22 protein-coding genes and 2 CRISPR repeat arrays are annotated in these 26,944 nt (G+C 67.0%); of the genes, 15 read left to right on the plus strand and 7 right to left on the minus strand.

Annotated elements, in window-relative coordinates; all coding sequences use genetic code 11:
* The first annotated feature begins 67 nt into the window (after positions 1 to 67).
* The 8 genes from CDO46_RS26470 (at position 68) to cas2e (ending at position 8,817) form a co-directional block, all read left to right on the plus strand.
* A complete protein-coding gene (locus CDO46_RS26470) occupies positions 68 to 859 on the plus strand; it encodes an SDR family NAD(P)-dependent oxidoreductase (protein ID WP_087841564.1) in 792 nt (263 codons plus the stop codon).
* 11 nt (positions 860 to 870) lie between these two features.
* Positions 871 to 2,328 carry an allantoinase AllB gene (allB, locus tag CDO46_RS26475; protein WP_087841565.1) on the plus strand — a complete coding sequence of 486 codons (1,458 nt, stop codon included), beginning with the start codon at positions 871 to 873 and terminating at the stop codon, positions 2,326 to 2,328.
* Positions 2,325 to 3,356, plus strand: coding sequence for a ring-opening amidohydrolase (locus tag CDO46_RS26480; RefSeq protein ID WP_087841566.1), 1,032 nt, complete (start codon positions 2,325 to 2,327; stop codon positions 3,354 to 3,356). The genes allB and CDO46_RS26480 overlap by 4 nt, the downstream gene beginning before the upstream one ends.
* Positions 3,357 to 3,360: 4 nt before the next feature.
* Positions 3,361 to 4,224, plus strand: a complete 864-nt coding sequence (locus tag CDO46_RS26485; RefSeq protein WP_087841567.1) for an ABC transporter ATP-binding protein — start codon at positions 3,361 to 3,363, stop codon at positions 4,222 to 4,224.
* Positions 4,221 to 5,018: an ABC transporter permease gene (locus CDO46_RS26490; RefSeq protein ID WP_087841568.1), complete on the plus strand. Its 798-nt coding sequence runs from the start codon at positions 4,221 to 4,223 to the stop codon at positions 5,016 to 5,018. The genes CDO46_RS26485 and CDO46_RS26490 overlap by 4 nt, the downstream gene beginning before the upstream one ends.
* A gap of 306 nt (positions 5,019 to 5,324) precedes the next feature.
* Positions 5,325 to 7,247: a CRISPR direct-repeat array (repeat unit 29 nt; unit sequence GTGTTCCCCGCGGGAGCGGGGATGAACCG).
* A gap of 177 nt (positions 7,248 to 7,424) precedes the next feature.
* Entirely contained in the window at positions 7,425 to 7,715 is a 291-nt protein-coding gene (locus CDO46_RS26495) for a nucleotidyltransferase family protein (protein WP_087780757.1), read from the plus strand.
* The gene (locus CDO46_RS26500; protein ID WP_087841569.1) at positions 7,712 to 8,065 is read left to right on the plus strand and encodes a DUF86 domain-containing protein; all 354 of its coding nucleotides are present in this window, start codon (positions 7,712 to 7,714) and stop codon (positions 8,063 to 8,065) included. Before CDO46_RS26495 ends, CDO46_RS26500 begins: the two co-directional genes overlap by 4 nt.
* Before the next feature lie 452 nt (positions 8,066 to 8,517).
* Positions 8,518 to 8,817: a type I-E CRISPR-associated endoribonuclease Cas2e gene (gene cas2e, locus CDO46_RS26510; protein ID WP_087841570.1), complete on the plus strand. Its 300-nt coding sequence runs from the start codon at positions 8,518 to 8,520 to the stop codon at positions 8,815 to 8,817.
* A gap of 64 nt (positions 8,818 to 8,881) precedes the next feature.
* Positions 8,882 to 10,925: direct repeats of the CRISPR family, unit length 29 nt; unit sequence CTGTTCCCCGCGTGAGCGGGGATGAACCG.
* Between the two features lie 81 nt (positions 10,926 to 11,006).
* On the opposite strand, the gene CDO46_RS26515 is transcribed toward cas2e, so the two are convergent.
* On the minus strand, positions 11,007 to 12,413 hold the full coding sequence (locus CDO46_RS26515) for an alkaline phosphatase PhoX (RefSeq protein ID WP_087841571.1): 1,407 nt from the start codon (positions 12,411 to 12,413) through the stop codon (positions 11,007 to 11,009).
* A 140-nt stretch (positions 12,414 to 12,553) separates the two neighbouring features.
* On the opposite strand from CDO46_RS26515, the gene CDO46_RS26520 reads away from it, so the two are divergent.
* Positions 12,554 to 13,168 carry a TIGR00730 family Rossman fold protein gene (locus CDO46_RS26520; protein ID WP_087841572.1) on the plus strand — a complete coding sequence of 205 codons (615 nt, stop codon included), beginning with the start codon at positions 12,554 to 12,556 and terminating at the stop codon, positions 13,166 to 13,168.
* Positions 13,169 to 13,259: 91 nt separating this feature from the next.
* A complete protein-coding gene (locus tag CDO46_RS26525) occupies positions 13,260 to 13,670 on the plus strand; it encodes a DUF3830 family protein (protein ID WP_087841573.1) in 411 nt (136 codons plus the stop codon).
* Between the two features lie 48 nt (positions 13,671 to 13,718).
* On the opposite strand, the gene ilvA is transcribed toward CDO46_RS26525, so the two are convergent.
* Positions 13,719 to 15,230, minus strand: coding sequence for a threonine ammonia-lyase, biosynthetic (ilvA, locus tag CDO46_RS26530; RefSeq protein ID WP_087841574.1), 1,512 nt, complete (start codon positions 15,228 to 15,230; stop codon positions 13,719 to 13,721).
* A gap of 112 nt (positions 15,231 to 15,342) precedes the next feature.
* Between ilvA and CDO46_RS26535 the strand changes: the two genes are divergently transcribed.
* The 5 genes from CDO46_RS26535 (at position 15,343) to CDO46_RS26555 (ending at position 21,654) form a co-directional block, all read left to right on the plus strand.
* Positions 15,343 to 15,903 carry a YqaA family protein gene (locus CDO46_RS26535; RefSeq protein ID WP_087841575.1) on the plus strand — a complete coding sequence of 187 codons (561 nt, stop codon included), beginning with the start codon at positions 15,343 to 15,345 and terminating at the stop codon, positions 15,901 to 15,903.
* 19 nt (positions 15,904 to 15,922) lie between these two features.
* Entirely contained in the window at positions 15,923 to 16,285 is a 363-nt protein-coding gene (locus CDO46_RS26540) for an arsenate reductase (RefSeq protein WP_087841576.1), read from the plus strand.
* Between the two features lie 153 nt (positions 16,286 to 16,438).
* Entirely contained in the window at positions 16,439 to 20,368 is a 3,930-nt protein-coding gene (locus CDO46_RS26545) for an FAD/FMN-binding oxidoreductase (protein WP_087841577.1), read from the plus strand.
* A 43-nt stretch (positions 20,369 to 20,411) separates the two neighbouring features.
* Complete coding sequence (locus tag CDO46_RS26550; protein ID WP_087841578.1) at positions 20,412 to 21,164, plus strand: flagellar brake protein; 753 nt, start codon at positions 20,412 to 20,414, stop codon at positions 21,162 to 21,164.
* Positions 21,165 to 21,183: 19 nt separating this feature from the next.
* A complete protein-coding gene (locus CDO46_RS26555) occupies positions 21,184 to 21,654 on the plus strand; it encodes an HIT family protein (RefSeq protein WP_087841579.1) in 471 nt (156 codons plus the stop codon).
* Here the strand turns inward: CDO46_RS26555 and serA are convergent.
* The 5 genes from serA to CDO46_RS26575 form a co-directional block, all read right to left on the minus strand.
* A complete protein-coding gene (gene serA, locus CDO46_RS26560; RefSeq protein WP_087841580.1) occupies positions 21,651 to 22,850 on the minus strand; it encodes a phosphoglycerate dehydrogenase in 1,200 nt (399 codons plus the stop codon). The genes CDO46_RS26555 and serA overlap by 4 nt on opposite strands.
* A gap of 80 nt (positions 22,851 to 22,930) precedes the next feature.
* On the minus strand, positions 22,931 to 23,905 hold the full coding sequence (locus tag CDO46_RS26565) for an aldo/keto reductase (protein ID WP_087841581.1): 975 nt from the start codon (positions 23,903 to 23,905) through the stop codon (positions 22,931 to 22,933).
* Between the two features lie 4 nt (positions 23,906 to 23,909).
* Positions 23,910 to 24,890: a tripartite tricarboxylate transporter substrate binding protein gene (locus tag CDO46_RS28195; RefSeq protein WP_165963029.1), complete on the minus strand. Its 981-nt coding sequence runs from the start codon at positions 24,888 to 24,890 to the stop codon at positions 23,910 to 23,912.
* Positions 24,891 to 24,937: 47 nt separating this feature from the next.
* On the minus strand, positions 24,938 to 25,672 hold the full coding sequence (locus CDO46_RS28200; RefSeq protein ID WP_140416920.1) for a hypothetical protein: 735 nt from the start codon (positions 25,670 to 25,672) through the stop codon (positions 24,938 to 24,940).
* Between the two features lie 8 nt (positions 25,673 to 25,680).
* Complete coding sequence (locus tag CDO46_RS26575; RefSeq protein ID WP_165963028.1) at positions 25,681 to 26,877, minus strand: NAD(P)/FAD-dependent oxidoreductase; 1,197 nt, start codon at positions 26,875 to 26,877, stop codon at positions 25,681 to 25,683.
* Positions 26,878 to 26,944: the final 67 nt, after the last annotated feature.

The following is a 26,944-nucleotide window of genomic DNA, read 5'->3' on the forward strand; positions in this document are numbered from 1 at the left end:
CCCCGCACCGCCGGCGACGGCAGGCGCGGCGGGATCGAGTACTACCGCATTGAACGAGAGATAAGACATGGAATTGCAGCTGAAAGACAAAGTGGCCGTCATCACCGGCCCCGCCAAGGGCATGGGCCGGGCGATCACCCTTGCCTTCGCCCGTGAAGGGTGTGCGCTGGTGCTGGCCGGGCGGGATGTCGTCGCCATCGAGCCGGTCGCCGCCGAGGCGCGCGCGCTGGGCGTGCGCGCCAAGGTGATCCGGTGCGACCTGATCGACGCCGGCCAGACCGAGGCCCTGGGGCGGGAAGCCGAAGCGGCCTTCGGCCGGGTCGACATCCTGGTCAACGTGGCCGGCGGCTCGGGCCCGATCGGCAAGACGGGCTGGGAGACCACCGCCGAGGAGTTCGACGAGATCGTCGGCCTCAACATGAAAGGCTGCTTCAACACCATGCATGCCGTGCTACCCGGCATGATCGCCCGGCGCTACGGCAAGATCGTCAACGTCGGCGGCACGTTCGGCATGCGCGGGCGCGCCGGTCGCATGGCGTACTCCGCCTCGAAATGGGGCCTGCGCGGCATTACCAAGAGCTTTGCCCTGGAGGCCGGCCCGCACAACGTCAACGTCAATTGCGTTGCCCCGGGCATGGTCGACGGCCCCCGCTTTCGCGAGAAGGTCTGCGCGGACATGGCGCGCAAGCACGGCATCCCGCTGGAAGAGGCCATGGCGCGCCATGCCGCCGACTATGCGCTGCGCCGCGTTTCCACCGACGAGGACGTGGCCATGGCCTGCCTCTTCCTTGCCAGCGACGCGTCGCGCCAGATCACCGGCGTCGATCTGCCGGTCGACGGCGGCTGGGCCGCACTGTAAGGAGAAGACACATGAGCCAGGTAGATCTCCTCATCCGGGGCGGCAGGATCGTGTCGCCCGACCAGATCATCGAGGCGTCGGTCGCCATCGACGGCGGCCGGATCGTCGCCGTCGGCCATGACGACATGATGCCTTCCGCGCGAGAGACGCTGCAGGCCGACGGCCTGTACCTGTTGCCGGGCGCGATCGACAGCCACGTGCATTTCCGCGATCCAGGGTATCCCAACAAGGAAACGTGGAAGAGCGGGTCGGCCGCAGCAGCCTGCGGCGGTGTCACCACCGTGTTCGAGATGCCCAACACCAACCCCGCCACCGGCACGGTCGAGGCGCTGCGCATCAAGCAGAAGGCGGCGGAATCGTCCTATGTGGACTACGGCATCCATGGCCTCCTGGGCGATGACACCATAGACAGGCTGGAAGAATTGCTGGATGCGGGCGTGACCAGCTTCAAGGCCTTCGTCGGCAACACCTTCGGCAACTTGCCCGCGCCCACCGACGGCGCGCTGCTGGAGGGGTTCGAGAAACTGGCGCCCCTGGGCATACGCACGGTCGTGCATGCCGAGAACTCGTCCATCATGGCGCGCCGCCAGCAGCGCATGGAAGAGGCGGGACGCATCGACGCCATGGCCCATCTTGCCTCCCGTCCCGCCGTATGCGAGATCGAGGCCATCGGCCGGGTATTGACCCTGGCCGAATGGACCGGGGCCCGCGTGCACATCGCCCACCACAGTTCACGCGATTCGCTGTTCCTGCTGCGCGACGCCAAGCGGCGCGGCGTGGACGTCACGGTCGAGACCTGCCCGCAGTACCTGCTGCTGAACATCGGCGACATGACGCGCCTGGGCGGCATCCTGCGCCTGAACCCGCCCATACGGGAAGCCCATCACAACCAGCCGCTGTGGGATGCCTTGGTGGAAGGCGTGATCGACATGATCGCCACCGACCACGCCCCGCACACGCCGGAAGAAAAAAGCCGGCCGAATATCTGGCAATGCGACTGCGGCTTTCCCGGGGTGGAAACGCAGATGCCGCTGATGCTGACCGAGATCACCCGCGGGCGGGCAAGCCTGATGGACTATGTGCGCTGGAGCTCGGTCAACCCGGCCAAGGCCTGGGGCCTGTATGGCACGAAAGGCGTGATCGCCGCCGGCGCGCATGCGGACATCGCCATCGTGGACCTGGCGCGCGAAGGCGTCCTGTCGGAAGGCAAGCTGCACAGCGTCAGCAAGATCTCGCCATGGAACGGCCGCGTCGTGAAGGGGTATCCGCTGCATACCCTGGTGCGCGGCCGCTTCGTCATGCGCGACGGCCGGCTGGTCGAGGAGGCCGCCGGGTGGGGACAGTCGGTCAAGGGCGTGCAGCGCATGCCGGCTTCCAGGCCCCGCAACGTCGAGAGCTACACGTCGAACATCCTGGAGACGCCGGCGGGTGTCCCGCCCACGGCGGCACCCAGCCGGGAGGCCACATGACCGGGACAGCAGAAGCCGCGGGCCGCCGGGCGCAGGTCGTGGGCGTGCATCGCGTATCCTGCCGCGGGCCGGGCGACCTGTCCGGAGTCGGGACGCTGGTGGACACGGGCGAACTGGATCCGCGCCACGTCTTGGCGGTCATGGGCAAGACCGAAGGCGTGTTGTCGCCGCATTTCACCGTATTCACGCGCCGTTTCGCCGCGGCTGCGGACGCGCCGCCGGCGGGCAAGCGGCTGGTGGTGGGCGTTGCGCACACGCGCGATTTCGCGCCCGAGGAAATCGGCCGCGCGGCGCAGATCGACGCCACGGCCGAGGCCGTGAAGGCCGCCATGGCCGACGCCGGCATCGTGTCGGCGGCCGACGTGCATTTCGTGCAGGTCAAGTGTCCGCTATTGACCTCGGCCAAGGTGAACGATGCGTTGTCGCGCTCGGCAGATCCGGTCACGCGCGACACCTACGAGTCCATGGGCTACTCGCGCGGCGCCTCGGCGCTGGGCGTGGCGGTGGCGACCGGCGAGATCGCGCGCGAACGCGTCGGCGATGACTCGGTGCTGGACGACTGGTCGCTGTGGTCGGCCCGCGCATCGGTGTCGGCCGGCATCGAACTCGAGGGCAACGTGGTGATCGTCCTGGGCGAGGCCCAGGGCAGCCTGTCGCCCTATCGCATGGCGCACACGCTGATGCGGGACGCCGTGGACGCCGCGAGCGTGCGCGCCATGCTGCGCGAGTCCTTCGGCCTGGATCCCGACCGCGATGCCGAGGCGCTCGGCCAGCGGCTGGTGAACCTGCTCGCCAAGGCCGAGGCCAGTCCCGACGGCGGCGTGCGGGGGCAGCGCCACACCATGCTCAATGATTCCGACATCAACGCCACCCGCCATGCGCGCGCGGCGGTCGGCGGCGTGCTGGCATCGGTAGCCGGCCATACCGCGCTGTACGTGTCCGGCGGCGCCGAGCATCAAGGTCCACCCGGCGGCGGGCCGGTGGCCGCCATCCTGCGCATCGACGCGCCGTCTCTCCTCAGGGAATGACTCCATGACCCGATCCTTCATCGAACTGGCGGACGTGACGCTGCGCTACGGCGGCGGCACGCTGGCGCTGGACCACACCGACCTGGACATCGATCAGGGCGACTTCGTCGCGCTGGTCGGCCCCAGCGGCTGCGGCAAATCCACCATCCTGAAACTGGTGGCGGGGCTGCTCAATCCCAGTTCCGGCGGCGTCATCGTCGGCGGGCGCGAGGCCGGCGCCAAGGGCGGCGGACCGGTCGATCCGCATACGCCGCGCGTACGCATCGGCCTGGCGTTCCAGAACCCCACCATGCTGCCCTGGCTGACCATCCGCGAGAACGTCATGATCCCGCTCAAGATCGTCCAGCCGTTCCGCGCCGACTACGCCCGCAAGAAGCGGGGCGAGTTCGCCGAGCGGGCCGAGGCACTGCTGGAACAGGTGGGCCTGAAAGGCTTCGGCGACAAGCGCCCATGGCAATTGTCCGGGGGCATGCTGCAGCGGGCGTCGCTGTGCCGCGCGCTGGTGCATGACCCGCAACTGCTGCTGCTGGACGAGCCGTTCGGCGCGCTGGACCAGTTCACCCGGGAAGAACTGTGGGCCATCATGCAGGAGCTGTGGATCGCCAAGCGGCCGACGGTGCTGCTGGTGACGCACGACCTGCGCGAATCCGCCTACCTGGCCAATCGCATCTGCGTGATGAGCTCGCGCCCCGGCCGCATCCTCGAGGACCGGGAGGTCGGTTTCCCGCGCCCGCGCACGCTGGAGGACAGCTACGCGCCGGAATTCGCCACCCTGGTCCAGGAACTGCGCATGCGCATCGCCCATGCGCGCACGGAGAGCGATACCGCTCCCGCCGAGATCGAACCGCTCGCAAGGAGAGTCGCATGAGCGATGAGAAAAAGCCGCTGCTTTCGCCCAAGACGAAGCGCTACATCCTGTCCGTCCTGGCACTGGCCGGTTTCTTCCTGCTATGGGAGGTAATCTGCCTGGCAACGGGCGTGTCCGACCTGGTCCTGCCGCGCCCCAGCCAGATCGCCGCCGTGCTGGTGGAGAAGATGCCGCTGCTCTGGCCGCATACCGTGCAGACGCTGTACACGACCGTGACCGGGTTCGTGCTCGGCGTGCTGGTGGGCATCGTGCTGGGCATGATCATCGGCTCCTCGCGCCTGGCCTACGACGTGGCCTATCCGCTGCTGGTCGGCTTCTCCAGCATTCCCAAGGTGGCCGTGGTACCGATCTTCGTCGTCTGGTTCGGCGCCGGCACGATGCCCGCGATCCTGACCTCGCTCGTCATCAGCATCTTCCCGGTCGTGGTCAACGTGGCCACGGGCCTCGCCAATACCGAGCCCGAACTGGAGGACGTCCTGAAAGTGCTGGGTGCCAGCAAGCGCGACGTGCTTTGGAACGTAGGTCTGCCGCGCGCGCTGCCCTATCTGTTCGCATCCCTGAAGATCGCCATCACGCTTTCGTTCGTTGGCACCGTGCTGTCCGAGACCGTCGCCGCCAACAAGGGCATCGGCAACGTGATGATGATCGCAAGCGGCAACTTCGACGTGCCGCTGGTGTTCGCCGGCCTGTTCATCCTGGCGGTGCTGGGCGTCGCGCTGTATGCGGTCTCGGCCCTGATCGAAGTCAGGCTGACAGGGTGGGCGCAGCGCAAGAACGACATGGCCATGGCGTGATGCGGCCGGAGATTAGACGTCTCATGAGCACCACGGCTGGAGTTGGGCGTCATCAACCGCCGGTTGCATGATCGAGGAAAAAGCCGCCTTGAGTTAAGGATGTGAGCGGGCTGTGCTTGCGGATGGAGCCTGGGTTCTCATTCCATATGGGACGTCCAGAGCTCGCATTTGTTGCGGCTGGGAGCTGATTGGCTATGATGGCTTGGGGACGATTTTTTTATTTTTCAGCTGGGTCTGGTTCTTTAAAAAATTGGTGGATTTAAAGAGGCCGATTTTCTCTTTTTAAAACAAATGCTTATGTTTGGTGTGTTCCCCGCGGGAGCGGGGATGAACCGCGACAGGAATGGGTTGACCTTGCTATGAAGGGGTGTTCCCCGCGGGAGCGGGGATGAACCGAATTCGCCCCTTTATTTTACCGGAAAAACAACGTGTTCCCCGCGGGAGCGGGGATGAACCGCGCAACTTCAGGCCTTCGAACTTCAGCCAGAGGTGTTCCCCGCGGGAGCGGGGATGAACCGATCAACACGGAGCCGATGACGATAGCGGAGCTGTGTTCCCCGCGGGAGCGGGGATGAACCGACCTCGCGCCTACCCTCGGCAACCATCGTGGCGTGTTCCCCGCGGGAGCGGGGATGAACCGCCCGTCAATCGGGCAGTGAACGGAGCAGCCCGGTGTTCCCCGCGGGAGCGGGGATGAACCGCCAACACCGAAAACCTACGGGCCAACACCGAGGTGTTCCCCGCGGGAGCGGGGATGAACCGTCAGCGGAACTGGATCGACGCTTGCCATGGTGGTGTTCCCCGCGGGAGCGGGGATGAACCGGGTGGTATCGCTTTCACGATCGCGGACGGCGCGTGTTCCCCGCGGGAGCGGGGATGAACCGTATTATTTACGGTAATTGTTCCGGCCGCGAGAGGTGTTCCCCGCGGGAGCGGGGATGAACCGCCCTATCAACAGCTATCACGGCCGTGGCGGCTGTGTTCCCCGCGGGAGCGGGGATGAACCGCCAAGCCGGCACGGCCTCGGGTGCCTTGCAGAGTGTTCCCCGCGGGAGCGGGGATGAACCGATGTCCACCCAGGTCATGGCATATTTCTGCAAGTGTTCCCCGCGGGAGCGGGGATGAACCGATAAACGAACAATATGAATGTAGTCATACCTTGTGTTCCCCGCGGGAGCGGGGATGAACCGTACGATCCGGTCGACACAACCCGGGTCTGGCGGTGTTCCCCGCGGGAGCGGGGATGAACCGTGCTCTGCGTCTGGTATCGGCCGGACGGGAGCGTGTTCCCCGCGGGAGCGGGGATGAACCGCCCCATTCATTGCGAACATCAACCGGGGCCGGGTGTTCCCCGCGGGAGCGGGGATGAACCGATGTTTTCTATAGCCTCGACAAGGGATGGACAGTGTTCCCCGCGGGAGCGGGGATGAACCGTTCGTCCCAATGGATTTTGTGGGCGACATCGTGTGTTCCCCGCGGGAGCGGGGATGAACCGCGATTTGCAGGGTGAGGCCCGGTTTACCGGGTAGTGTTCCCCGCGGGAGCGGGGATGAACCGTTCAGCCAGGACAACCACATGGCCGCGAGCCTGTGTTCCCCGCGGGAGCGGGGATGAACCGTGGTCAACCAGCTCAGGTCGTTTGACCATGCCGTGTTCCCCGCGGGAGCGGGGATGAACCGCTGAACGAAGGGCGGCTGCCGAAACTGTCCACCGTGTTCCCCGCGGGAGCGGGGATGAACCGGCCTACCTGCTCGACATGCAGAGCGCCCGGGAGTGTTCCCCGCGGGAGCGGGGATGAACCGTCCAGGCCAAGGCCGCCCGCCAGGGATATGCGGTGTTCCCCGCGGGAGCGGGGATGAACCGCCGCCACGCTGTGCATGCTGGAACGCCTGCAGGTGTTCCCCGCGGGAGCGGGGATGAACCAAGAGAATTGCTGGCGTCGAGCGACAGGTCAAGGTGTTCCCCGCGGGAGCGGGGATGAACCGCTCACGGCGAGCTCTTCCGCGGCGTTCACCCAGTGTTCCCCGCGGGAGCGGGGATGAACCGGCAAGGTGGTGAGCATCACCATCACGGACCCCGTGTTCCCCGCGGGAGCGGGGATGAACCGGCGCTGAATTCGACGCTGGGCAAGATGGCCGCGTGTTCCCCGCGGGAGCGGGGATGAACCGGAGTTCGGCGACGAGTTCGACCGCTCCGTACAGTGTTCCCCGCGGGAGCGGGGATGAATCGGTCGGCTAGATGGGAAGCGTGGTGTAATCAAACACGCAACTGAGCGGCTTCGCGACACCAGAAGTGCCGCCAGCATCTGCGAGCCAAACGAAGTGAGCGGCGTAACTGCCGAGCCGGCCTCCGTCTTGTCGGGAACTACAATATAAGTGCCCTCGCAATGAATCCTGGAGGACGACCATGCGACCATCCGAAATTCTTGCATTGAAACGAAGCGCGGTACGCGAAGCGGCAGCTCGTTTCAAGACAGCGAATCCACGTGTCTTTGGTTCGGTTCTACACGGTACCGATCAGGACGGTAGCGATCTTGACATCTTGGTCGATGCTCTGCCCGGCGCTACATTGTTCGACCTCGGCGGCCTCCAGGACGAATTGGAAACGCTGCTTGGGGTGCATGTCGACTTGCTTACCCCGGGCGATTTGCCCATGAAATTTCGGGCCAAGGTTCTTGCGGAAGCCCAACCCGTATGAATCGCCTTCCTGACTATCTCGATCACATGCACCAAGCCGCCGTCAATGCGTGCGCCTTCACCGAGGGCATGTCCAAAGACGAGTTCCTGACGGACCGGCGGACGCAGCAGGCGGTTGTAATGAGCCTCATCATCATCGGAGAGGCTGTTACGAAAATCATAGATCACCATGCCAGCTTTGCCGCAGCCCATCCCGAGGTGCCTTGGCGCAATATGCGTGCGATGCGTAATCGCATGGCTCATGGCTACTTTGATATCGATCTCGGCATTGTGTGGGACACTGTGAAGCTGGCCTTGCCCACACTACTGCTGCAGCTAGGAAATCTGCGCGACGAAGCTGGCGGACAATGATTCAGAATACGGGAGCCAGGTCCGTTTGCACCGGTATTCCAAGTGGCAGCACAAAGCTCCCCTGCTCCGAACGCTAGCTCGCTGTTCTAAGTTTTTCTCTCTGCACGCGCTCAATCGCTTTAACTTCATTTGGTTGTCTGGGTACCCAGGTCAAATCCGGGTCATGCGGCCGAATAGCTCCGTGTCTCTTCTTGAGCAGCCGTTTCGCACATCATCGTCGATCCCCCTGGCTTTTCGCATAGCCGCAAAGTCTCCGGAGGCGCCCGAGCGCGAAGTGCGATTGGCCTGCCGGGATTTGTTTCGATCTGGCAAGCTGCTTGGACGGATCATTCCCCTGATCGACGATGTGTTGGCCGCTGGTGGTATCCAGCCGCCCGAGGCCCCTCCTGAATCCGTACCTCCAGCCATTCCGAATCCAGAAAGCGACGGCGACGTCGGGCATCGAGTCGCTGATGAGCTTTCTCGTGGTTGTCACCGAGAACGTCCCGCCAAGATTGCGGGGGAGATTGGCCATCTGGTTGCTCGAGGTCCGAGCCGGTGCCTATACCGGTGATGTATCGCGCCGTACACGGGAAATGATCTGGCAGCAGCTCGATTCAGGGTATGAAGACGGCAACATCGTGATGGCTTGGGCCAGCAACAGCGAATCTGGCTATGACTTCCAGACGCTTGGGGCGAATCGCCGGGAACCGGACGACTACGATGGGTTGAGGCTGGTTGCGTTTCTTCTGCCAGAGGGGTCAACTCTTTAACAGAAAAGTTGGTGGGTTTTTGGCATCCGATTTTTCCCTTTGAAAACAATCGGTTATGTTTGGACTGTTCCCCGCGTGAGCGGGGATGAACCGTGTCCCGTGAGCACATCGGCGTTCTGGGCATCCTGTTCCCCGCGTGAGCGGGGATGAACCGCTGCGCCTCTACGGCTGGGGCGGCGGGGCGGTCTGTTCCCCGCGTGAGCGGGGATGAACCGCGTGGGAATTATTGCTGCAACAGGTCTCGTTCCTGTTCCCCGCGTGAGCGGGGATGAACCGATCCCTGGCACAAAGCCCGCTCATAACCTCACCTGTTCCCCGCGTGAGCGGGGATGAACCGGCCGACTACAACGGCGACGGCGTGGCCGAATACTGTTCCCCGCGTGAGCGGGGATGAACCGTCGCCATCCCCGATGATATCGTTGCGCCGCCCCTGTTCCCCGCGTGAGCGGGGATGAACCGCCCCCTGCGGCAACAGGGGGCGGGATACAACGCTGTTCCCCGCGTGAGCGGGGATGAACCGCCAAACTCGACGGACTATGAGGAAATCATGGCCTGTTCCCCGCGTGAGCGGGGATGAACCGCCGGACCAGTACGACACCGCCATGCGCCAAGCCTGTTCCCCGCGTGAGCGGGGATGAACCGGTCTTTTCCGCAAATTCGACGTGCGCCGCGTCCTGTTCCCCGCGTGAGCGGGGATGAACCGCGCTTCTGTTCAGATGTCGGGGCGCGACCTTTCTGTTCCCCGCGTGAGCGGGGATGAACCGTCGGACAGCCATCGCTCGCAGATGGAAATGCCCTGTTCCCCGCGTGAGCGGGGATGAACCGGGCGGCGAGGACGATCTTTTGATCGATCCGAGCTGTTCCCCGCGTGAGCGGGGATGAACCGCTCCTCGAACGCTGCCCAGGGTTCATCCGGGACTGTTCCCCGCGTGAGCGGGGATGAACCGCGCCCCCTACCAAAATCAGACCTAGTACGATGCTGTTCCCCGCGTGAGCGGGGATGAACCGCCCCACGGCAACGGGAGCCATGGCCGGGGCGTCTGTTCCCCGCGTGAGCGGGGATGAACCGTCCGCCTGCCCATCGAGTTCGTGAACCTGGCCCTGTTCCCCGCGTGAGCGGGGATGAACCGCGACCCGCTGTACCCTCGCCACGTTCCTGGCCCTGTTCCCCGCGTGAGCGGGGATGAACCGCACGCCGGCGCTTCCCTGCCATGAGATTCAACCTGTTCCCCGCGTGAGCGGGGATGAACCTAGCGCCGCGGCCGCGCTTGGACCCCACAAGGACTGTTCCCCGCGTGAGCGGGGATGAACCGGCACCCTGCATGTCGCGGAACAACTCGATCAGCTGTTCCCCGCGTGAGCGGGGATGAACCGCTACACCACGGCCGGCAGCGAAGGTTCCTACGCTGTTCCCCGCGTGAGCGGGGATGAACCGCTGGCGCAGCAGGAGACCGAGAATGTCATCGACTGTTCCCCGCGTGAGCGGGGATGAACCGCCGCACCACCAAGCGGCGCTGTTCCGTCGCTTCTGTTCCCCGCGTGAGCGGGGATGAACCGGTGGGATTCAGCGACAAACTCGTCACCCTGGCCTGTTCCCCGCGTGAGCGGGGATGAACCGGAAAACAAGAATTACTCCACGTTCGCCCTTGCGCTGTTCCCCGCGTGAGCGGGGATGAACCGTACAGGGGGATGTCGATGGTCATGGCTGCTCTCTGTTCCCCGCGTGAGCGGGGATGAACCGTCGAACTGGGCCTCCGGGTCGCGTTGCAGCACCTGTTCCCCGCGTGAGCGGGGATGAACCGCTGCTGATGCGGGCGAGGACGGGCGCGGGATCCTGTTCCCCGCGTGAGCGGGGATGAACCGTTCATCGGTCACAAAGAAGATGAACTCGAGCACTGTTCCCCGCGTGAGCGGGGATGAACCGCGGATGGTTATCGAACGAATCACATTGCACCTCTGTTCCCCGCGTGAGCGGGGATGAACCGACCATGGCGGGTTGACATGCGCCGCATTCGCACTGTTCCCCGCGTGAGCGGGGATGAACCGCATTGCGGATGCCGGTTGGTGCCGCAGGCGCCCCTGTTCCCCGCGTGAGCGGGGGCTGAACCATTCGAGATCAGCCGTCGAATGGGTTCGTTCGAATGCTCCCGCTCAGGCTGGGCATGAGTCCATGCCTCCTCACTGCCTGGCTACTCCACCAGCTTCGTCGGCAACAGCACCTCGAACGTGATCCCTTCCTCCGATTTGCCCGCCGTACCGCGCTGCGAGCTGAAGTAGAGCCGGGTGCCGTCGGGCGAAACGGCGGGGCCGGTGATCTCGCTGTCGTCGTGGCCGACCAGCCGCATCACGGCCTGCGACGTGCCGTCGTCGCGCAGCACGCCGATCTCCAGGTTGCCCGCGTCCTCGGCCACCAGCATTTCGCCGAAGGAGGTGATGGTGATGTTGTCCGGTTCGTCGATGCTGTGGGTGTCGGCCGGGCCCAGTTTGCCGTCGAAGATGACTTCGAGGGTGCGGTGGGCGGTGTCGTAGGCCCAGATGCGGCTGTTGCGGGACGTGACGAAGAATACGATGCCGTTGAAGAACCAGATGCCTTCGGCCTTCTGGAAGTAGTTGCCGGGGGGCAGGATGCCGCCCTTGCGCAGGGTGTCGCGGATGTTCTTCTGGCCCTGGTCGGGGAAGGCCACGGGCTCCCAGGTGACGGAGGCCGGCGTCTTGCCGAAGCCGATGAGGTCGGCGTAGGCGGCGTCGGATGCGTCGGCGTCGCGGGGCAGGGCGTCGATGCGCAGCACTTGCAGCTGGCCGGATTCGAACTTGACGGGGCGTGCGGCGCCGGTGGGCCAGTCGGTCGAGTCGCAGACGTAGCGGTAGATGCGTCCGCCGCTGGCATCCTCGGTCAGGTACAGCATGCGATTGGCCGGATCGACACAGACCGCTTCATGCGCGTACTTGCCCAGGGCGGGCCAGGCGCGGGGCGGGTTGGCGTCGGACCAGGGGCGGTAGGGGTCGCATTCCCAGACCATGCCGGCGATCTGCTGGGTGAGTTCGAATTCCTCGCACGACAGCCAGGTGTTCCAGGGCGTGGGGCCGCCGGCGCAGTTGCCCGAGGTGCCTTTCAGGATGGGGTAGGCGTCGACGATTTTGCCGGTCTTGTCGAACTTGAGCGCGCTGACGCCGCCCAGCGGGGCGGTCATTTCGGCGTTGCTGACGTAGATCCAGCCGCCGTCGTCGGTGGCATAGCAGGCTCCGCCGTCGGGCGCGGCATGCCACAGGAAGCTGCCGCCGCTGACCGGGGCCTTGCCGCTGCGCGCGACGATGCGCGAGGAGAAGCCCTTGGGCAACATCACGCCGTTGGCGTCGGCGGGCTGGAGGGCGCTGAATTTGGCGAAGGGGTTGAACTTCTCGACCGGTGGTTCGGGGTCGACGGGGGGCTTGGGATCGACCGGCGCGGGGTTGGCGGAAGCGTCGTCGCCATCGCCGCCACAGGCGGCCAGGAAGCCCGTCAGGCTGACCGCGCCGGCGGTGCGGAAGGTCTTGAGCAGGAAGGCGCGACGCAGGGAGAAGTCCAGGGGGATGACGGGGTAGGTATGTTCGCTCATCGTTGTCGGGGTGCGGATGGGGGGAGATGCTCGGGCGTGGAGCGCTGCCATCCTGCGTGCCTCGCGTTACAGGGTGTTGACGCCATCGGGGCGGCCCGGCGCGTTTACACTTTCATGCTTCGGTACCGAGGATTTTTTTCATGGACACCACAGCGCTTGCTCTTGGCCGGGTCGCAGTTTTCTGCGGCTCGAATTTCGGTTTTTCGGACGAGTACGCGCAGGCCGCGCGGCGACTGGGCGCGCAGTTCGCCGCCCGGGGCCTGACGCTGGTCTATGGCGGCACCCACAAGGGCCTGATGGGCATCATGGCCGACACGGTGCTGGAGGCGGGCGGCCAGGCGGTGGGCGTCATCAATCGCCGGCTGCACGACCGCGGCCATCTGCATCCGGGGTTGACCTCGCACGAGATCGTGGCGGACATGCGGGCGCGCAAGGCGCGCATGGCGGACCTGGCGGACGCCTTCATCGCGATGCCCGGCGGGCTGGGGACCTACGAGGAGCTGTTCGAGGCGGCCACGCTGACGCAGCTGGGGGACCACACCAAGGCGTGCGGCGTGCTGAACGTGCGCGGCTTCTACGAGCCCATGCGGGCCATGCTGACGCACGCGGTGCAGGAGGGTTTCATGAAGGCCGAGCACCGCGACATGATCGTGATCGAGGCCGACCCGGGCGCGCTGCTCGATGGGCTGGCGGCCTGGAAGGCGCCGACCGTCACGAAGTGGATCGGCGATCCCGACCCCGCTCCCGCCGCCTGAACCGGACAGCCATTTGATTAAACTGAGGCGCCTGGCCGGTTTTTTTCCTTCATCCGGGGCCCGTCAGGGCCCCAATCCTTCGCAGACCACCATGACAAGAATCCGCATACGCGCCGCCGAATACGAGTTCATCGCCGAGACCAATCCGGATGCTCCCGAGACCGTGGCCGCCTTCCTGAAGTTGCTGCCCTACAAGCAGAAGATCATCCACGTGCGCTGGAGCGGCGAGGGCTGCTGGATTCCGCTGGGCGAGTTCAAGCTGGGCGTGGGGTTCGAGAACCACACCAGCCATCCTTCGGTGGGGGACATCCTGTTCTATCCGGGCGGCTACAGCGAGACCGAAATCATCCTGGCCTATGGCAGCTGCATGTTCGCCAGCAAGATGGGCCAACTGGCCGGCAACCATTTCCTGACGGTGGTCGAGGGCAAGGAAAACCTGCGCGCGCTGGGCGTGAAGACGCTGTGGGAAGGCGCGCAGGATATCGTTTTCGAACTGGCGTAAGGGCGGGCCTCCGGCGGCGGGGACGCCGCGCGGAGGCCGCAGCCGCGGCTATCGCAGGAACAGCTTATAGGCCGGGTTCTCGGACTCGTCCCAGTGCCGGTAGCCCAATTCCGCCAGGAAGGCCGCGAATTCCTTCTTGTCGGACGGCGGCACCTGCAGGCCGACCACGATCTGCCCGTAGTCGCCGCCCTGGTTGCGGTAGTGGAACAGGCTGATGTTCCAGTTGGGCGACATGGAGTTCAGGAAGCGCATCAACGCGCCGGGCCGCTCGGGGAATTCGAAGCGGTACAGCAGTTCGTGATTGGCCTGCGGGCCGCTGCCGCCGATCATGTGGCGCAGGTGGGTCTTGGCCAGCTCGTCGTGAGTGAGGTCGATGGCGGTGAAGCCGTTGCGCCGGAAGTTGGCGGCGATCTTGGTGGATTCGCCGGCCGACTCGGTCTGCAGGCCCACGAAGACGTGGGCTTGTTCGGAATCGGCCATCCGGTAGTTGAACTCGGTCACGTTGCGGTTGCCGACCAGTTCGCAGAAGCGGCGGAAGCTGCCGCGTTCCTCGGGCATGGTGACCGCGAACACGGCTTCGCGGGACTCGCCCACGTCGGCTCGGTCGGCCACGAAGCGCAGCCGGTCGAAGTTCATGTTGGCGCCGCAGGCGATGGCCACCAGGGTCTTGCCCTTCAGGCGGTGCTGGGCGGCGTATTTCTTGAGGCCGGCCAGGGCCAGCGCGCCGGCGGGCTCCAGCACGTTGCGGGTTTCCTCGAACACGTCCTTGATCGCCGCGCAGATGGCGTCGGTGTCGACCACGACGAAGTCGTCCACGTATTTGCGGGTAAGGCGGTAGGTTTCCTCGCCCACGAGCTTGACGGCGGTGCCGTCGGAGAAGAGGCCGACGTCGGGCAGGGTGACGCGGCGGCCTTTCTTCACGCTCTGGACCATGGCGTCGGAGTCTTCGGTCTGCACGCCGATGATGCGGATCTCGGGGCGCAACTGCTTGACGTAGGCGGCCACGCCGGAGATCAGGCCGCCGCCGCCGATGGCGACGAAGATGGCGTCGATGGGGCCGGGGTGCTGGCGCAGGATCTCCATGCCTATGGTGCCCTGGCCGGCGATGACGTCGGGGTCGTCGAAGGGGTGGACGAAGGTGAGTTTTTCCTTCGCCTCCAGTTGCTTGGCGTGGTTGTAGGCGTCGGTGAAGCTTTCGCCGTGCAGGACGACTTCGGCGTTGCGCGCCTTGACCGCGTCGATCTTGAGCTGGGGCGTGGTGACCGGCATGACGATGACGGCCCGGCAGCCCATGCGCTGGGCGGCCAGCGCCACGCCCTGGGCATGGTTGCCCGCGGAGGCGGCGATGACGCCGCGTTCCAGCGCCTTGGGCGGCAGATTGGCCATCTTGTTGTAGGCACCCCGCAGCTTGAAGCTGAAGACGGGCTGGGTGTCTTCCCTCTTGAGCAGCACCGTGTTCGCAATTCGCGCCGAAATCTGGGGAGCCGCGTCGAGGGAGGACTCGATAGCGACGTCATAGACTTTGGCGGTGAGTATGCGCTTGAGATAGTCGGTGGCCATGATGCTGCGTCAGGGGTTGGTGGAAAAAGCGTAATCCTTAAGTTTGACACAGATGGCTCAAGAGGCGCTTCGCCACCTGGAAAGAGCCAGGGGGTGGGCTAAACTCCTCGCCATGCATCAATGGCTGGAATCCTCCGTTCACTGGCTGCTCCACGCTCTGGCTTTGCCCGAGGTGGGGCTGTCGGCCGTTTTCCTGGTCAGCCTGGTGTCGGCCACGCTGCTGCCCATGGGGTCCGAGCCGGCGGTGTTCGGCTATGTGAAGCTGGCGCCGCCGATGTTCTGGGTGGCGGTGCTGGTGGCGACGGCGGGCAATACCGTGGGGGGGATGATCAGCTACTGGATGGGGGTGGGAGCCAAGCGGGCGGTGGAGCGCATCAAGGCGCGGCGCGAGGCCCGGCATCCTCACGAACACGAGGCGGAACCGGACGACGGCGAGGCGCACGCGCCCACGCGGAAGGATCGCTGGCATGCCTATGCCCACGCGTGGATAGAGCGGTTTGGCGCCAAGACGCTGCTGCTGTCGTGGGTGCCCCTGGTGGGGGATCCGCTGTGCGCGGTGGCGGGGTGGCTGCGGCTGGATTTCCGGGCCTGCGTGGTCTACATGGCCATCGGCAAGTTCGGGCGCTACGCCACGATGACCGCCGCGCTGCTGTGGGTGTTCCCCGACAAGTAGCAAGAAAAGGATCTGGAACATGACGACGCGGGTCTACGGACTGAACAATTGCGATACCTGCCGCAAGGCGCGTAAATGGCTGGCCGCCCAGGGGCTGGAGGCCGATTTCGTCGATTACCGGGAGCATCCGGTGGGCGCGGCCACGCTGAAGGACTGGGCGGCCCAGGTAGGGGGCTGGGAGAAGCTGGTGAACCGGTCGTCCACGACCTGGCGCAACCTGCCGGAGGACCGCAAGCAGCCCGCCGGCGAGGCGCAGTGGCTGGCGCTGGTGGCCGAGCATCCGACGCTGGTGAAGCGGCCGGTGCTGGTGACGGCGGACGGCGTGGCCAGCGTGGGGTTCTCGGAGACGGGCTGGGCGCGGCGCCTGGGCGTGGCTTCCTAGGCGCCCCGGCGGGGCGAATGTCCCCGCGTTGGATGCATTTCCCGCCAGATATGACCCTTTTAGCGGGTCGGAAAAGGCGGGCGGCTCCAGCGGGAGGGTGGGGCAATCGGCTAGAATGGTCGGCTACCCTCGGGATGAAGTACAGCCCCCACCATGAACGCCCCTCTGCCCATCGCCCTCGCTCCTGCGCACGCACCGACCCGCCTGCGGGAGATTCCGTACAACTACACGTCGTTTTCCGACCGGGAAATCGTGCAGCGGCTGCTGGGCTCGCAGGCTTGGGACATGCTGTGCGACCTGCGCGGCGAGCGCCGCACCGGCCGGTCGGCGCGCATGCTGTACGAAGTGCTGGGCGACATCTGGGTGGTGCGCCGCAATCCCTATCTGCAGGACGACCTGCTGGACAACCCCAAGCGCCGCGGCCTGCTGGTCGAGGCGCTGAACCACCGGCTGCGCGAGGTCGAGCGCCGGCGCGAGCCCGACGACGCGGAACGCGACGGCAAGGTGGGGCGGCTGCTGGACATGGCGCGCAGCGCCGTGCGGGCCTTCGAGCAGGAGTTCAACGAGACCGCCGAACTGCGCCGCCGCGTGCAGAAGGTGCTGGGCCGCGCGACGGCGCGCGACAACATCAAGTTCGACGGGCTGTCCCGTGTCTCGCATGTCACCGACGCCACCGACTGGCGCGTGGAATTCCCGTTCGTGGTGCTGACGCCGGACAGCGAGGACGAGATCGCCGCGCTGGTGCGCGGCTGTATCGAGCTGGGCCTGACCATCATCCCGCGCGGGGGCGGCACGGGCTATACCGGCGGCGCGGTGCCGCTGACGTGGAAGTCCGCCGTCATCAACACTGAAAAGCTCGAGACCCTGGGCGACGTCACCGTCGGGCCGCTGCCCGGCGTGGACGGCGAAGTCGCGACGGTGTTCACCGGCGCCGGCGTGGTCACCAAGCGGGTGGCCGACGCGGCCGACAAGGCCGGCTACGTGTTCGCGGTGGACCCCACCTCGGCCGAGGCTTCCTGCGTGGGCGGCAACGTCGCCATGAACGCGGGCGGAAAGAAGGCGGTGCTGTGGGGCACGGCGCTGGACAACCTGGCCTGGTGGCGCATGGTCGACCCCGAGGGCAACTGGCTGGAGGTCACGCGTCTCGAGCACAACCTGGGCAAGATCCACGACGTGCCGGTGGCCCGGTTCGAGCTCAAGTGGTTCGACGGGATGGGCAAGCCGGGAGAGCGCCTGCTGCGCGCCGAGACGCTCGAGATCAATGGCCGGGTCTTTCGCAAGGAAGGTCTGGGCAAGGACGTCACCGACAAGTTCCTGGCCGGCCTGCCGGGCGTGCAGAAGGAAGGTACCGACGGCCTGATCACCTCGGCGCGCTGGGTGCTGCACCGCATGCCCAAGCACGTGCGCACGGTCTGCATGGAGTTCTTCGGGCAGGCGCGCGATGCGATTCCGTCCATCGTCGAAGTCAAGGCCTACCTGGATGGCGAGGGGCGCGCGCGCGGAGCGATCCTGGCTGGCCTGGAGCACCTGGACGAGCGCTATCTGCGCGCGGTGGGCTATGCCACCAAGAGCAAGCGCGGCACGCTGCCCAAGATGGTGCTGATCGGCGACATCGTCGGCGACGACGAGGATGCGGTGGCCGTTGCCGCCAGCGAGGTCGTGCGGCTGGCCAACACCCGCCATGGCGAAGGCTTCGTGGCGGTCAGCGCCGAGGCCCGCAAGAAATTCTGGCTCGACCGTTCGCGCACGGCCGCCATCGCGCGCCACACCAACGCCTTCAAGATCAACGAAGACGTGGTGATCCCGCTGCCGCGCATGGGCGAGTACACGGACGAGATCGAGCGCATCAACATCGAGCTGTCGACCCGCAACAAGCTGCGGCTGATCGACCGGCTGGCCGAGTTCTTCGACGGCGAGCTGCCGGTGGGCAAGAGCGAGGACGGCGAGGGCGAGAAGCTGTCGCGCGAGGAGATCCTGGGCGACCGCGCCGTGCAGGCGCTGGAACTGCTGGAGTCGGTGCGCGAGCGCTGGAACTGGATCCTGCGCAGCATGGACCTGCCGCTGGCCGACACGCTGGGCGAGTTCGCCCGCATCGGGCTGGGGCAGCTGCTGCCGGCCTTGCAGGAGCGGCTGCAGGTGCAGCCCACGGCCCGCGTGTTCGACGTGGTGCAGGACCGCACGGTGCGCGTGTCCTGGAAGGCGGAGCTGAAGGCGCCGCTGTCGCGCATCTTCTCCGGCCAGGCCTGCGCGCCCATCCTGGTCCGGGCCCAGGAGATCCACGACAAGGAGCTCAAGGGCCGGGTGTTCGTCGCGCTGCACATGCACGCGGGCGACGGCAACGTGCACACCAACATCCCCGTCAACTCCGACAACTACGAGATGCTGCAGGAGGCCAACGAGGCCGTCGCGCGCATCATGGACGTCGCGCGCAGCCTGGACGGGGTGATCTCGGGCGAGCACGGCATCGGCATCACCAAGTACGAGTTCCTGTCCGAGGCCGAGCTGGCGCCGTTCCAGGACTACAAGCGCCGCATCGACCCGCACAACCGCTTCAACGCCGGCAAGCTGATGCCCGGCGGCGACCTGCGCCATGCCTATACCCCCAGCTTCAACCTGCTGGGCCACGAGTCGCTGATCATGCAGCAGAGCGACATCGGCGCCATTTCGCACGCCATCAAGGACTGCCTGCGCTGCGGCAAGTGCAAGCCGGTGTGCGCCACCCACGTGCCGCGCGCCAACCTGCTCTATTCCCCGCGCAACAAGATCCTGGCGACCTCGCTGCTGGTCGAGGCCTTCCTGTACGAAGAGCAGACGCGCCGCGGCATCAGCATCAAGCACTGGGAAGAGTTCGAGGACGTGGCCGACCACTGCACGGTGTGCCACAAGTGCGAGAAGCCCTGTCCGGTCGACATCGACTTCGGCGACGTGTCCATGAACATGCGCAGCCTGCTGCGCCGCATGGGCCGCAAGTCGTTCAACCCGGGCACGGCCGCGGCGATGTTCTTCCTGAACGCCAAGGATCCGCGCACCATCAATGCCACGCGCAAGGCCATGGTCGACGTCGGCTACAAGGCCCAGCGGCTGGCCCACGACGTGCTGGCCAAGTTCGCGCGCAAGCAGACCGAGCATCCGCCGGCCACGGTGGGCAAGCCGCCCATGCGGGAACAGGTGGTGCACTTCGTCAACAAGAAGATGCCCGGCAACCTGCCCAAGCAGGGCGCGCGCAAGCTGCTGGACATCGAGGACGCCAAGTACATCCCCATCATCCGCAACCCGCGCGCCACCTCGGCCGACACCGAGGCGGTGTTCTATTTCCCGGGCTGCGGTTCCGAGCGGCTGTTCTCGCAGGTGGGCCTGGCGACCCAGGCCATGCTGTGGCATGCCGGCGTGCAGACCGTGCTGCCGCCGGGCTACCTGTGCTGCGGCTACCCGCAGCGCGGCAACGGCATGGACGACAAGGCGCAGAAGATCATCACCGACAACCGGGTGCTGTTCCACCGGATGTCGAACACGCTCAACTACCTCGACATCAAGACCGTGGTGGTCAGCTGCGGGACGTGCTACGACCAGCTGGCCGGCTACGAGTTCGAGAAGATCTTCCCGGGCTGCCGCCTGATCGACATCCACGAATACCTGCTGGAGAAGGGCGTCAAGCTCGAGGGCGTGACCGGCGCGCGGTACATGTACCATGATCCCTGCCACACGCCCATGAAGCTCCAGGATCCGATGAAGACGGTCCGGGCGCTGGTGGGCGAGGGCGTGGACAAGAGCGACCGCTGCTGCGGCGAGTCCGGAACGCTGGCGGTGACGCGTCCCGACATCTCCACGCAGATCCGTTTCCGCAAGGAGGAGGAGCTGCGCAAGGGGGCCGACAAGCTGCGGGCCGACGGCTTCCAGGGCGACGTCAAGGTGCTGACCTCCTGTCCGTCGTGCCTGCAAGGGCTCAGTCGCTACAACGACGACGCGAACCTGGACGCCGACTACATCGTCGTCGAGATCGCCCGTCACGTGCTGGGGCAGCAATGGATGGAGGATTACGTCAGGCGGGCCAACGACGGCGGTATCGAACGGGTCCTGCTGTAGGCGCGGCCTTGGGAACGGGCGCGCACGCACGGGGAGGCAAGCCATGAGGGAGCATCCGCTGCTGCCTCTGACGCCCGAGCCTGCCGGCGACGACGCCTCGCTCGAGGATTTCCGGATCTCGCAGCCGCTGGAAATCCTGACCCTGCTCGGGCGCATGGTCGAGCAGGCCGAGATCGTGGCCCTGGTCGCCGCCGATGGCGTCTCGTGCCTGTCGGCCATCGCCGGTGTGGACCGCGGCCGGCGGCTGCTGTGGCTGTTCGGCACCCCAGGCGACGCGCGCCTGGAGCATCTGCTCGCTTCTCCGTGGATGGTGGCCGTGGGCTACCTGGACCACGTCAAGATCCAGTTCCGCGTCCAGAACCTGCAATGGCTGCCGGGCGACGCGGGCAGCCGGCTGGCGTGCCTGTTGCCGCTGGAGCTGTACCGCTTCCAGCGGCGTTCGTACTTCCGCGTGCGGCCGGTCATGCGCCCCGCTCCGGTGGTGCGGGCGCACGCTCCCGAGGCCGGCGGGCCGGTCGAGCTGGAAGTGATCGACATCAGCATGACCGGGGTCGGGCTGCTGCTGCCGCCCGGCAGTCCGCCCTTCCCCGTGGGCACGCCGCTGCCGCGGGCCACGCTGGCGCTGGGGCCGGCGACCCGGCTGGCGGTGGACTTGAAGGTGATGCACGTCACGCCGCGCCGGGCGCCGGAGCAAGGGCATCACATGGGCTGTACCCTGGACGGCCTGGACGAGGACGGCATGCAGGTCCTGCAGCACTTCATCAGCCAGGTGCAGTTGCGCCAGGGCGCGTCATAGCCATCGAGGTGCACACGAGATGAGTTCCCCCGCCGATTCCTGCCCGCTGTGCGCCAGCGATGGCTCGCCGGCCCTGTGGCGCGACGACAGGCTGCGCGTGATCGCCGTCGACGATGCCGACTATCCGGGCTACGTGCGCGTGATCTGGCGTACCCACGCGGCGGAGATGACCGACCTGGCCGACGAGGACCGGCTGCACGTGATGCGGGTGGTGCTGGAGGTGGAGGCCGTCATGCGCGACCACATGCGGCCCGACAAGGTCAACCTGGCCGCGCTGGGGAACATGGTGCCCCACCTGCATTGGCACGTCATTCCGCGCTGGCGCGGCGACCGCCACTTTCCCGATGCGATCTGGGCCGCGCCGCGCGTCGCGCCCGGCGCCGAGACCGAGGCGTTCCGCGAATTGACGCGGGCGGCGGCGCAGCGCGTGCCCGAGTTCCACCGCCGCCTGCAAGAGCGCCTGGCGGTGCACTTCCTGCCTTCGGCCTAGAGCAGGTCGCAGCGCACCGTCATCGGCAGCGCCCGCAGCGCGTCCATCAGCGCCGCGTCGGCCTGGTTGCCGATGTCGGTCAGCACGTAGCCGATCGGACCCTTGGTCTGCAGCTGCTGGCTGCAGATGTTGATCTTGCGTTCGGCGAAGACGGCGTTCAGCAGGGCCAGCGCGCCCGGTTCGTTGCGGTGCACGTGCAGGATGCGCGAGGTGCCCGCCAGGTCCTGGTGGGACAGCTCGGGGAAGTTCACCGCGCCCTTGGTCGTGCCGCCCTGGATGAAGCGCACCAGCTTCTCGGCCACTTCCTTGCCGATGTTTTCCTGCGATTCGACCGTGCTGCCGCCGATGTGCGGCGTCAGGATGACGTTGGGCAGGCCGATGAGCGGGCTCTTGAGCGGTTCGTCCACGCTCTTGGGCTCGACCGGGAAGACGTCCAGCGCCGCGCCGCGCAGCAGGCCGGCATCGAGCGCGGCCCGCAGCGCATCGATGTCGACCACGGTGCCGCGGGAGGCGTTGATCAGGATGGCGCCGCGCTTCATTTGCGACAGCGTGGCCTCGTTGATGATGTTTTCCGTGGAGCGGCCGCCGGGCACGTGCAGGGTCACCACGTCGGACTCGGCCAGCAGCGCGGACAGGTCGGGGTAGGCGCGGGCGTTGCCCAGCGGCAGCTTGGCCTCGACGTCGTGGAAGATGACCCGCATGCCGAGGGCCTCGGCCAGGATGCCGACCTGCGAGCCGATGTTGCCGTAGCCGATGATGCCCAGGGTCTTGCCGCGGGTCTCGTAGGCGCCGGTCGCGCTCTTGTCCCAGTGGCCCTGGTGCACGCGCAGGTTCTTCTCGGGGATGCGGCGCAGCAGCAGGATGGCCTCGGCCAGCACCAGTTCGGCCACCGAGCGGGTGTTGGAGAACGGCGCGTTGAAGACCGGCACGCCCCGTTCCATCGCGGTGGCGAGGTCGACCTGGTTGGTGCCTATGCAGAAGCAGCCGATGACGCGCAGGTCGGGCAGGCTGTCGATGATGCTCGCATCCAGGTGGGTGCGCGAACGGATGCCGACCACGCTGGCGCCCCGCAGGGCATCGCGCAGCGCGTCGGGCGGCAGGGCGCTGGCGTGGGTGGCGATGTCGCTGTAGCCCGCGGCGGCGAAGACTTCGACCGCGCTGGGATGGATGTTCTCGAGCAAGACGATTTGTGCCATGGGAAGCAGCTCCGGCTGAAACGCTGATGTCCCTATGGTAACGCCAGGTCCGCCGGCGGACGGCCTTGAGCCTACGGTCGTCAGGGGTTCAGCCGCACGCGCAGGTAGTCGCGCGGTTCGTAGGCCGCGGCCAGGCGGTCCAGGGCCTGGGCGGGCAGGCGCAGGTCGCGCCCGCGCAGTGCGACGTCCAGGTGCGAGGACTGGGAGGCGCCGACGATGACCGAGCGCACGCCGGGCTGGGCCAGCACCCATGCCAGCGCGACGGCAGCGGGCTCTGCGCCCAGTTCCGCGGCGATGCGCAGCTGCTCGGCGCGGACCCGGGCGCCGCGCGGCCCGCCGTACAGCCGCTGCCCCTTGGCGTCGGAGGCCAGCCGCGCCGCGGCCTCGGCGTCGCCGGCCGCCGGGCCGGCCAGGTAGCCGCGCGCTAGCGGGCTGTAGGCCATGATGTGCAGGCCGTGCCGGGCACAGGCCGGCACGGTGGCGCGCAGTTCTTCCTGATAGAGCAGGTTCAGCTGCAACTGCGCGCTGGCGTAGCCGCGCGCGCCCAGGGCGGCGGCGGCCCGCGCGGCCTGTCCGATCTGGAGATGGTCCAGGTTGGAGCAGCCGTACGCGCGGATCTTGCCCGCGTCGACCAGGGCTTCGAGGGCGCCCAGCGTTTCCTCGACGGGAACGGCGTCGTCCCAGCTGTGGACCTGGTAGAGATCGATGTAGTCCGTCTCCAGGCGCCTGAGCGAGGCCTCGGCCTGCCGGGCGATCTGCGCCGCCGACAGGCCCCGGCCGTCGGCCACCGGCAGTCCGACCTTGGTGGCGAGGGTCAGCTCATGGCGGCCGCCGTGCTCGCGCACCAGGCGGCCCAGGATGCGCTCGCTTTCCCCGTCCGAGTAGTAGTTGGCGGTATCGAAGCATGTGATGCCGTTCTCCAGGCACTGGCGGAACAGGACGCGCGCCGCGTCCTGCCCGACGACCCAGGGCGCCCAGGCGGGGTCGCCGTAGGACATCATGCCCAGGCACAGGCGCGACATCCGCGGCAGGGTGGGGCCGGTGCGCGAGGCCATGGCGCTATTCCAGGGTGACGCCGGCCGTCTGCACCATCTTGCGCCAGCGGGCGATCTCGTTGCGGTGAAATTCCTCGAACTGCGCCAGGGGCTTGAACCAGGGTTCGAAACCCGCGCCGGCCAGCTTCTGCTGGATGTCGGGCTGGGCCATGACGCGCGCCAGCTCGTCGCTCCACTTGGTCAGGATCGCGCGCGGGGTGCCGGCGGGCGCATACAGTCCGATCCAGCTGTCGGCCGACAACGTCTCGTAGCCGAGTTCGTGCAGCGTGGGGACGTCGGGCGCCTGCGCCTCGCGGGTGTCGCCCGAGATGGCCAGCGCGCGCAGCTTGCCGGCCTTGATGTAGGCAATGGCGCTGGCATAGCTCGCGGTCATGAAGTCCACGTGCCCGGCGATCAGGTCGGTCACCGCCGGCGCGGCGCCCTTGTAGGGAATGTGCGTGCACCGCATCTTCATGCTGGAGCACAGGGTCTCGGACACCAGGTGCGAGGACGAGCCGGGGCTGGAGGAGGCGTAGTTCACCGGCTTGCCGCGGCCGCCCTGGATGAGCTCGGACAGCGTCCTGTACGGCGACGAGGCGGGCACGACGATGGCGTGGCGGGTGCGGGTAAGCAGCGCGATGGGCTGGACGTCCTTGTTCAGGTCGAACTGGATCTTGGGGAACAGCGACGCGTTGGTCGAATGAGTCTGGTTGTTGCCCAGCGTCAGGACGTAGCCGTCGGGCGCGGCGCGCACGCCCGCGGCCGTGCCGATCAGGCCCGAGGCGCCGGCCACGTTGTCGACCACTACGGACTGGCTCCACGCCTCGCCGACCTGCGCGCCGATCAGGCGGGCGACGACGTCGGTGGTGCCGCCTGCCGGGAACGGCACGATGACGCGGATCGGCTTGTTGGGATAGGCACCGCCCTGTGCGAGGGCGGGGGCGGACGGCAGGCTGGCGGCGCCGGCCAGGGCGGCCAGCAGGACGACGAGGCGAACGGAGGTCATGGCGGGTATCCTCGGTGACATGAAGGGGCGAAGACGGGCGGTGCGGATCAGGCCGTGCACAGCCAGGGGAAGGCCCGTGCCATCCACTCCGGATGGGGGATCCCCAGCGTCCGGCTGATGCTCCAGATGCTGCACAGGTTGGAGGACAGGATGGGGACCTGCTTGCCGGTCCCCGCCTGCATGATCGATTCGATGGTCGGCATGCCCGTTCCCGACAGCAGCACGGCGCCGTCGGGATGCGCCTGTACCGAGGCCAGCCGCTGGGCGACCTCGGCCGGCGAGACCTTGTAGGCCACCAGTTCGTCGGCGAAGTGTTCGACGTGGTCTACCTGCACGCCCGCGCCGCGCCAGTAGGCGATGGCCAGTTCGGTCAGCCAGTCGGGGTAGGGCGACACCATGCTGATGCGCGTGATGCCCAGGTGGCGCAGCGCCCGCGCCAGCGCGGAGCTGGCGGTTTCCACCGGCATGCCGAACCGCTCGGACAATTGCTCGCAGCGGCGCAGGTCTTCCTGGTGGCCGATGCGGTATTGCGAGCCGGTCAGGGCGATGACGGCGCCGTCGAGCTTGAGCGAGCCGAAGCCTTGCAGACAGGACACGTAGCTGTCGAGGTAGGCCAGGTTGCGGGTGTCGAGATCGCCGGCCACCACGGGCAGGCGCATCGCGTGCAGCGCGGCGGCGGCCGGCAGCAATGCCGGATATTCGACTTCGACGGTGGGGTTGGCGGGCGGCACCAGGGCGCCGACGCGCCATTGGGGGCGGCTGACGAGAGGGAGGTCGGTCATGGCGGGTCTCATGCGGCGGCGGAAACGGGGTCGATGCGGCGCGCCAGTTCGGGCGCCATGTCCAGCATGGCGGTCCGGCGCAGGAAGGCGAGACGTTGGGCGGGGTCGCCCAGCAGTCCCTTGACGTTGTCGAGCCAGGTGGCCTGCCCGGTCACCATGGCATCGGTGCGCGGCAGCAGGGAATCGGCGGCGACCCGGTGGCGCCGGTCGGCGGCCGCGTCGACGATGGCCTGGTCACCTTGGCGCAGGCCCTCGACCAGCGCGGTGGCCATGAAGTAGGCGTCGTGCAGCCCGCAGTTCATGTTCATGCCGCCGCGGGTATTGCTGAGGTGGGCGGCGTCGCCGGCCAGGTAGATGTGGCCCGCGCGGTACGTGCCGGCCACGAACTTGCTGGCCGAGTACACGTCCTGGCCGAGGATGTTGGGCAGTTCCGCCAGGCCGGGCACCAGTTGCCGGAGCCGTTCCAGTATCCAGGCGCGCGACTGGGCGTGGGCCTGGTCCACGTCGGGAGGCACGCGCAGGATGATGCGCCAGCAGTCGGGCATGCGCAGGAAGCTGGCCGAGGCGTCGCCGTTCACGAGGTAGCTGATGGGCCGCAGCCCGGGCAGGATGCGCTCGAGGCTTTCGTCGGCCAGCACCCGCAGCACGCAGCCGGGATAGGGGGTCGGATCGAACGGCAGGCCCATGGATTCCCGTACCTGGCTGCGCGCGCCGTCGGTGCCGAGCAGGTAGTCGGCGCGCAGCGTGTGGACGCCCTTGGGGTCCTGCACGCGCACGGTGACGCCGCCGGTATCCGGGGCGGCGTCCAGGAAGGCGGTGCCGAACCGCACGTCGGCATGCGGATGCGCGCGCAGTTGCGCCAGCAGCAGCGGCGTGATGCGCGATTGTTCCAGGTGCAGGCGATACGGGTAGTCGGTGTCGTGCTTCAGTTCGGCCAGGGCGATCTCGCCCAGGATGCCCTGTTCGGTGCTGCGGTACTGGATGTGCGTGACGTCCTGGCCCTGTGCCAGCATGGCGGGCAGGACGCCCAGGTGGTCCAGCACCGCGAGGGTGGGCGCATGGAAGGTCGAGGCCTTCGAGGCTTCGTTGAGCCGATCGCGCTTTTCCAGGAGCGTGACGCGCACGCCGGCACGCGCGATGATCAGCGCGGCGGTCAGGCCCACCGGCCCTGCGCCGGCAACGATGACGTGGTGAGGCTGCTGCATGGGATCCTTCTGTCTCGACGAGGCTGCCGGCGCTGGCATCGGGCCGGTCTAAAAGTATTTTGTATCA

It is taken from the genome of Pigmentiphaga sp. NML030171 (genome assembly GCF_002188635.1).
GTDB classification, from domain to species: Bacteria; Pseudomonadota; Gammaproteobacteria; order Burkholderiales; family Burkholderiaceae_B; genus Pigmentiphaga; species Pigmentiphaga daeguensis.